We start from the raw sequence: 7,206 nt of genomic DNA, 5'->3' as shown, positions 1-7,206 counted from the left end.
ATGGATTAAAAACTCCTGTTTTTGATCTAATTTAACTAAAATCAAATCGAATGTCAAAGTATCCAAACACGTTCTAATGATTGATTATATTTAGAACGTTGGTCGAGGTTACGCCGTTGGCGTAGACCATGTTCAGGTAGGTCACTCAAAGAAAATTCAAATTTCCCCTGATATAGCCAATTGTAAATAGATTTAGTAGCTAGTTTAAGTTCATGAGCAATCACTTCTGGTGACCAGCTTAGACGTAAATGGTTTAGAATGATTTGCTTTAATTTGGCATTCAATTTAGTTTTCCGACCACATCGTGCCCGCTTAGATTCAGCGTTCGCTTGCGCTGACTCAGCTTGATAAGGTTGACAGCGGGATAATTCATAAGAAATCGTGAACGGCGATCGTTTTAACTGCTCAGCCATTTGGGCATTGGCCAGTCCTAGTTCACAAAAGGTTTCAATTTTAATTCGTTCAGAATAGGTTATACTAGACAAAAGATCAGCTCCTAAAAAATGGGTTTGTGGTAAACACCATTTTAAAGGAAGCTGATCTTTTTTGTCCGAACAGCGTTCGGATTAATTTTACAATCTACCTCTTAACCTTTATTCGCAACCGCGATCGGGCTACTTTACAACAATTAGTTATGAACTACCGTCCCAATGGTACTGAAATGGATACCGTCATAAGGACCATTCAAAAGAACTACTTAGGGATCAGGAACGCTTGTCTCTATGACTACTCTAATGGGCCGTTAGAGGGGATCAATCGCAAGATCAAAGAACTTAAACGTAGCTGTTACGGTTTCAGTAACTTAAGGCATTTCTTTATCCGCATCAAATTGATCCATGCCTAAAATAAAAAATTTAGGTCAACACTGTGGGAGGCAGGTGCGGGCCCGTTTCGCTACGCTTCGGACCCGCACCTGCCTCCCAACCCAAACACTTTAATCTAGCTATGGCGGTAAAAAAAGAACCCTACCATAAGATAGAGTTCTATGGACCATCAACACTATTTGACAAAGTCCCGAAAAGATACCCCTTTACATTTGCAGGGTATCTTTTCAAGACTCATATTTTTAAATAGCTAGGCTACCATTATCAATTACTAATTCTGTTCCGGTAATTGTCTTAGATTTGTCACTCGCCAAGAATAAAATACCATTGATAATATCCTCAACTTCAGAATAGTAAGGAGGTAATGGATCGTTAACAGCCAGGTTACGTTTCAGGATGATCCACTAATACTTTTTGCATCAACCTTATTTTTATTTGTTTTTTAAATCATCGATGGTATTAATATTCTTCATATACTTCGGCACAGCCAATCCAGTTTTAGCATGCTCCAGATTTTTCCTGACTTCAACATATTTACCCTTATATTTCTTAGCATATAACTTATGTGTCACAGGAAGTTCGACTGTAACTGTCGCATCCAATTTACCACTAGAGATCGCACTCCACATAATACCAACATCAAGCTGCTGCATCGTTGCGTCATACCCCTTTTGTTTCAAAAGAGTTGTGACTAGGGTAGTAGTAGCTATTTCATAGTCATATGGAGTATACCCGATCTTGATTTTCTTGCCTTTTCCATCAGGCACACCCTTTAGCCACTCTTTGACTTGCTTAGGATGGTCCTTAATAAACTCATCAACGGCCTTTTGTTTATTCATACCGTTGTTGATTTTCATCATTAATGGATTAGAAATTTTGATCGACCAATGGAAATTCTCTAAGAATTTATTGGCACCTGGATTATCTTGTTTAAATCCCTTTCGAGTAATAGTCCGCATTGATTCACCCTTGCCATAAGCATGTTTAGGATCATCTAGGAATTTCAGCGGATATTTGGCGAACATCCAGTGCGGCTGCCACCCTGTCACTACGATCGGCTCTTTATTTTTAATAGCCTTATCCAAGGTACTTACCATGGCAGCAGTAGAACTTGGCATAATTTGCCAATTTGCGCTTTTCAGATGGTACTTACTCAAAGCCGTTTCAGTACTATCAGTAATACCCGCACCAGCTTCGATCCCTGTGATCGTATAGTTGATCTGAGACCCTAATTTTTTATGCGAATTATATTCGGGCGGCTTGGCACAGGCACTAACAACTACTGCCAAGCCTAACGTCGCGGCTGCTAATTTTAGATAACGGAGGATTTTCTTCTTCACTATGATCACCCCTTATCTGGATGTCTGGTTGAACGATTGTGTGATCCGATCCAAAATAATAGCGACGATAACCACCGCGATACCTGCAGCGAAACCTGCACCAGCATCGTTACGTCCAACAGCGAAGTAAACCTGCGTACCCAAACCAAGCGCACCGATCATCGATGCAATAACGACCATGGAAAGTCCGAGCATCATTGTCTGGTTGACACCGGACATGATCGTTGTCTTAGCCATCGGCAATTGCAGTCCGATCAGTTTTTGCCAGCTAGTCGAACCGAATGAATCGGCAGCTTCGATCAAGCCTTCTGGGACCTGACGGATACCCAAGCTGGTCATCCGTACTGTCGGCGGCATTGCGAAGATCACAGATGCCAAGACACCAGGGACCATCCCGATACCAAAGAAGGACACAGCTGGGATCAGGTAAACAAAGGCCGGCAGAGTCTGCATGAAGTCCAGGATCGGTTTGATCACAACTTCAGCTTTATTACTCTTAGCCATCCAGATCCCCAGCGGGATCCCAATGATGATCGCGATCAAACTTGACGACAAGACCAAAGTCAGGGTCTGTGTCATATCACGCCAATATCCTAAGTTCCAGATCAATAAAAGACCCAAAACTTCAAAAATCATGAAGCCCAATTTCTTCTGGTCTTTCTTGACCCAATACGTTAAAGCCAAAATAACAATGATAAATAGCCATTCCGGCAATAAATCAAAGACCCATTGGATCGCGTCAATGATAGCCTGGAAAAAAGCCGTGATACTGTTGAAAAATCCTGTAAATTTACTTAGCCAATCAACACCAGCGTTGATCCAATTGGCTAATGGTAATGCTCCGATACCTTTCATTAAGCGCTCACCTCTTCCCCGGAAATAGCAGCCAAGACTGTCCCACGCAAGATAATACCCAGCAAATGATCATCATCATCGACCACGATATACGGGATCGGGGTCTTCGAAATATCATTGATCAGATCATTGATCGGTGTATCAGCATGAGTCTTGGGCACATCGGTCTTCAAAACGGACCGTAAATCTTTACTGTTTTTCTTGATCAGGTCTGAAACATCATGCGCGTCAGCAAAGCCGACGAACCTGTTTTCGTTATCAACCACATAGATCGAAGAAATATCATTTTCACGCATGCGGCGTAAAGCCACTCGCGGACCAGCTTTAGCAATGTTGACCACCTGTGCTTTAGCCATGACGCTGCTGGCTGTCAAGACTTGAGTCCGGTCAACGCCTTCAATAAAGCGTTCGACATAATCATTAGCCGGATGCGTCAAGATATCTTCAGGATCCCCGATCTGTTGAACTACACCATCACGCATGATCATGATTCGATCACCCAATTTCAAGGCTTCGTTTAAATCATGACTAATGAAAATAACTGTCTTATGCATTTTTTCTTGGATCTGTAACAAGAGATCCTGCATTTCTTTACGATACAGTGGATCCAAGGCAGAAAAGGCTTCGTCCATCAGTAAGATCTCGGCATCATTGGCAATTGCCCGTGCTAAACCGACCCGTTGCTGCATCCCACCAGATAACTGGTCGGGATATTGTTGATCGTAACCATTCAAACCAACTAGGTTCAAAGCATCCTTGGCCTTTTTTTCTTGCGTTTCCTGATCAACTTTTTTTAGTGCTAATCCATATTCCGCATTCTGCAGAACTGTCAAGTGTGGGAACAAAGCAAAATTCTGGAAAACCATTCCGAACTTATCCTGGCGTAGTTTACGCAAACCTTCTTTGTCTAGATCCATCACACTTTGGCCATCAACTTCGACATCTCCATCAGTCGAGTTGATCAAACGATTAATCATCCGGATCAGGGTTGATTTACCACTACCGGATAGACCCATGACAACAAAGATCTCTCCTTCATTAATTGAAAAATTAGCGTCACTGACACCAACTGTACAACCAGTTTGAGCAAGGATCTCCTCTTTGTTCTTACCTTGTTTAAGGAGTTCCTTAGCCTGAGAGATCTGTTTGCCAAATATTTTAGTTAAATGTTTGACTTTAACTTTTTCTGTCATTACATGCCTCCAATAAATCCGTGCTTTCTTATGCTGCGAAGTGCTTGGTGTAACTGATAAACAATTAAGAACCATCGGCTGAAAAATGTTTAGTACACCCTACACTGCCCTAGCAGTTGAAATTCGTCAGGCCAGCCTGATAACTGGCCTTTCTGCTCGAATAAAAAAGACTTGAACTGTCTACAGCTTGAACCTTCGTTATTATAGTGTATTGCCTAGCGTATACCTTACTGAATAAAATGAAAAACATGATACAAAAAGAGACCGATCGATGCTTTACTAGCTTTGATCGGCCACGCTGTAAAATAACTATAAAACGAACTTGTGGTCCACACATTACAAAAATGTTACAGCCGAATCATTAAGATTACCTTAACACATATTCATAACAAATCCAAATTATATGTCTGGTCACTACCTATCTTAAGAACGTGTTTGGATACTTTGACATTCGATTTGATTTTAGTTAAATTAGATCAAAAACAGGAGTTTTTAATCCATGAAAAGCTTTGCACACCATTATAGTAGCGACATCTCTCGTGAACAATTTGAACTAATCCGGACAGATCTAGAAGGCATACGTAAGCGGACTAAGCCAAGAAAGGTTGATTTATATGATATCTTTTGTGCCCTGCTTTATACCTTGAAAAATGGGTGCGTTTGGCGCGATTTACCCAGTGATTTTCCTAAATGGGAAACCGTCTATTATTACTGGTTACTTTGGACTAAAACGCCATCTCCTGCTGGTATCACTCCTCTGGATAAGGTTTTAAAAAAATTGTCAGCCAACGTCGGTTGGCTCAGAAGCGTTCAGTTTATACATCGTTCATCATTCTAGATGCTCAAAGTGTCAAGAATACCGATCCTGCTGAAAGTAGTGGCTACGATGGTGGTAAAAAGGTGAGTGGGATTAAGCGCCATCTTGCTGTAGATATCAATGGACTGCCGATGGCAGTCCATGTGACAACCGCCAATGTTTCTGAGCGTGATGGCGCCAATGCGCTACTGGCGTTAAACAAATCACAGTTTGACCTGGTTCAACGAGTAATGGCCGATGGTGGTTATACTGGTAACAACTTTGCTCAATCAGTTCAGGCAATGATTAACGCTGAAGTCATTATTGCTAAACAGAGTGACCTTAGGCACGGTCAAGTGACCCCGCAACGCTGGGTTATCGAACGCAGTTTTAGCTGGCTAGGAAAATATCGGCGCCTCTGGCGCAATTGTGAGCGAAAGCTGAACACCAGTAAGATGATGATTAGCTTAGCCTTCCTGCGAATACTCTTGAAAAGATTCTAAACACGTTCTAAAAACCGGATATTAATTGTAAAGCGTCCGTTAAATTGGCTTTTTTTGCAGATTGTTGAAACATGGGAATATGGTCTAACATCTGGTGCGCACCTGCAAAAGTTTTGGCCTGTGATTTCTGATAAAACTCACGGCCTAATTTCTGATATTCTTTGGTGCGTGCTTTGCGTTTCCGCTCGTTTAATTTCCGCTGTAGTTCATCTAATTTCTCTAGTTCACTAGCCATAGCTAAAACCTCCGCAAATAAAGTTATTTTTAGTTTTATTTTAGCAAAGAGAATGGCGAGGACAAGAAAAAAACACTGTTCAAAATTACTTAGACCGAACTAAAGAGGAAATGCTATAATCATGAATGGCAACTTGCCCCGAAAGGGGGCGTTGTCTATGTTACATGATATACTCTCATTGATTGTTGCACCGATTCTAGTCGGTATAGTTAATAAACTATTCTCTTACTGGTTAGATAAGAGCGACAAAGACAACAATCACTAGCAAGTTGTCATTCTAACTCACACGCTGAATTCCGCGCAGCGAAAAAAAGAGCCACTACCCATGCCCGGGTAGTGGCTCTTGTGCTGTCTATGCACGATATACTCTCATTCCGCACTATTATTATAACATGCTAGTAAGGTTAGAGCAATTTGCAGGTGTTGGAGGTCTTATTTACATAACCACGACTTATCGAGAGTTATTTTGTAAAAATTAATCCATTAACTTGTCTTGGCTTTTTCTGAGCTTGGAAATGGTACTGCGTAAAAGAAATGGGGCTGCTAAAGTGGTTATGATAATTGCCCCAATAACAGAAGAATATCGATCTGTGGATAATAAGTGGCTTTGGAGGCCTAATTGTGCAATAATCAGCGCCATTTCACCACGTGAGACCATCCCTGCACCGATCATCCAGGAGCTATTCCAAGAAAAAGAAGCTACCTTAGCACCTATGCCTGCACCCAGCAGTTTCGATACTATGCCACCAATAGATAAAATTAAAAATAACCAGAAATCATTGATAATGCCGGTAAAAGTCATCTTTAATCCAATGCTAATAAAGAAAACAGGGATGAAAACAGCATAGCCGATTGGTTCAACGTTACGGTCAATCAGAGCTTTATAATCAGTTTGACCAATAGCAAGACCAGCAAAGAAAGCGCCAATTACCGTGCTCAAGCCGGTTAAATCTGCTGAATAAGCTAATCCCAAGCACAAAACCAGCGAAATTAAAATCTCTGAAGAAGGAACTAAAAGCTTTTCACTAAGCTTCATGAGCTGTGGAATAACCCACCGTCCCAAGATAAAAAGAAGAACCAAGTATCCGAGTTGGAGTAGCAGGGAAAGGCCTATATTTTGGGGTCCACCCTGTTCGGAAACTTGATTACCAGAAAGGCTAACCAAGACACTTAAAGCAAGCACAGCTAAAATATCATCTACGACTGCTGCACCTAAGATAGTTGTTCCTTCTTGGCTATTAAGGTGTTTCATTTCTTGTAAAACAACGACTGATATCGAAACAGAGGTAGCAGCAAATGTCACTCCTAAAAACAGGCTTTCTATGTTAGAGAAATGGAAATATAGACCAGTTAAGTAAGCAATAATAATTGGGAAGATCATGCTGTCAAGGGCAGTTTAAAAATGTAGGTTTTCGGCAGAAAGAAATGTAGGTTTTCGGCAGTTACTTGAGGCCACGTAA

Annotated in this window: 8 protein-coding genes and 1 pseudogene; 3 read left to right on the top strand and 6 right to left on the bottom strand. The window is 41.3% G+C overall.

Going from position 1 to position 7,206, the window contains the following annotated elements:
• Nucleotides 1-68: 68 nt before the first annotated feature.
• Nucleotides 69-485: pseudogene (locus NGM66_RS13855) on the bottom strand (transposase); the annotation flags it as partial.
• Nucleotides 486-511: 26 nt separating this feature from the next.
• On the opposite strand from NGM66_RS13855, the gene NGM66_RS13850 reads away from it, so the two are divergent.
• Nucleotides 512-844, top strand: a complete 333-nt coding sequence (locus NGM66_RS13850; protein ID WP_258115824.1) for a transposase — start codon at nt 512-514, stop codon at nt 842-844.
• Nucleotides 845-1,255: 411 nt separating this feature from the next.
• Here the strand turns inward: NGM66_RS13850 and NGM66_RS13840 are convergent, their stop codons facing one another.
• From NGM66_RS13840 to NGM66_RS13830, 3 genes are read right to left on the bottom strand one after another with little or no spacing between them, the layout of a single operon-like run.
• The gene (locus tag NGM66_RS13840; RefSeq protein ID WP_125710494.1) at nt 1,256-2,164 is read right to left on the bottom strand and encodes a glycine betaine ABC transporter substrate-binding protein; all 909 of its coding nucleotides are present in this window, start codon (nt 2,162-2,164) and stop codon (nt 1,256-1,258) included.
• A 12-nt stretch (nt 2,165-2,176) separates the two neighbouring features.
• Nucleotides 2,177-3,019 carry an ABC transporter permease gene (locus NGM66_RS13835; protein WP_258115823.1) on the bottom strand — a complete coding sequence of 281 codons (843 nt, stop codon included), beginning with the start codon at nt 3,017-3,019 and terminating at the stop codon, nt 2,177-2,179.
• Complete coding sequence (locus NGM66_RS13830) at nt 3,019-4,212, bottom strand: quaternary amine ABC transporter ATP-binding protein (protein WP_258115822.1); 1,194 nt, start codon at nt 4,210-4,212, stop codon at nt 3,019-3,021. The genes NGM66_RS13835 and NGM66_RS13830 overlap by 1 nt, the downstream gene beginning before the upstream one ends.
• A gap of 499 nt (nt 4,213-4,711) precedes the next feature.
• Here NGM66_RS13830 and NGM66_RS13825 point away from each other — a divergent pair.
• Nucleotides 4,712-5,511, top strand: a protein-coding gene (locus NGM66_RS13825; protein WP_258115821.1) for an IS5 family transposase whose coding sequence is annotated in 2 segments (ribosomal slippage) — nt 4,712-4,982 and nt 4,982-5,511 — 801 coding nt in all. Because the reading frame shifts where the segments join, the coding sequence is not laid out codon by codon here.
• Between the two features lie 7 nt (nt 5,512-5,518).
• Here the strand turns inward: NGM66_RS13825 and NGM66_RS13820 are convergent.
• The gene (locus NGM66_RS13820) at nt 5,519-5,746 is read right to left on the bottom strand and encodes a hypothetical protein (RefSeq protein WP_047674646.1); all 228 of its coding nucleotides are present in this window, start codon (nt 5,744-5,746) and stop codon (nt 5,519-5,521) included.
• Nucleotides 5,747-5,867: 121 nt separating this feature from the next.
• Here NGM66_RS13820 and NGM66_RS13815 point away from each other — a divergent pair, with 121 nt between their 5' ends.
• Nucleotides 5,868-6,011 carry a type I toxin-antitoxin system Fst family toxin gene (locus tag NGM66_RS13815; RefSeq protein WP_373418493.1) on the top strand — a complete coding sequence of 48 codons (144 nt, stop codon included), beginning with the start codon at nt 5,868-5,870 and terminating at the stop codon, nt 6,009-6,011.
• A 210-nt stretch (nt 6,012-6,221) separates the two neighbouring features.
• Here the strand turns inward: NGM66_RS13815 and NGM66_RS13810 are convergent, their stop codons facing one another.
• Nucleotides 6,222-7,127, bottom strand: a complete 906-nt coding sequence (locus tag NGM66_RS13810; protein ID WP_258115820.1) for a cation:proton antiporter — start codon at nt 7,125-7,127, stop codon at nt 6,222-6,224.
• Between the last annotated feature and the right edge of the window lie 79 nt (nt 7,128-7,206).

The sequence above is a fragment of the Levilactobacillus yiduensis genome (genome assembly GCF_024718525.1).
Taxonomy (GTDB): Bacteria; Bacillota; Bacilli; order Lactobacillales; family Lactobacillaceae; genus Levilactobacillus; species Levilactobacillus yiduensis.
The sequence above is the reverse complement of the archived record's forward strand: the minus strand, read 5'-3'. Positions and strand labels throughout refer to the sequence as shown.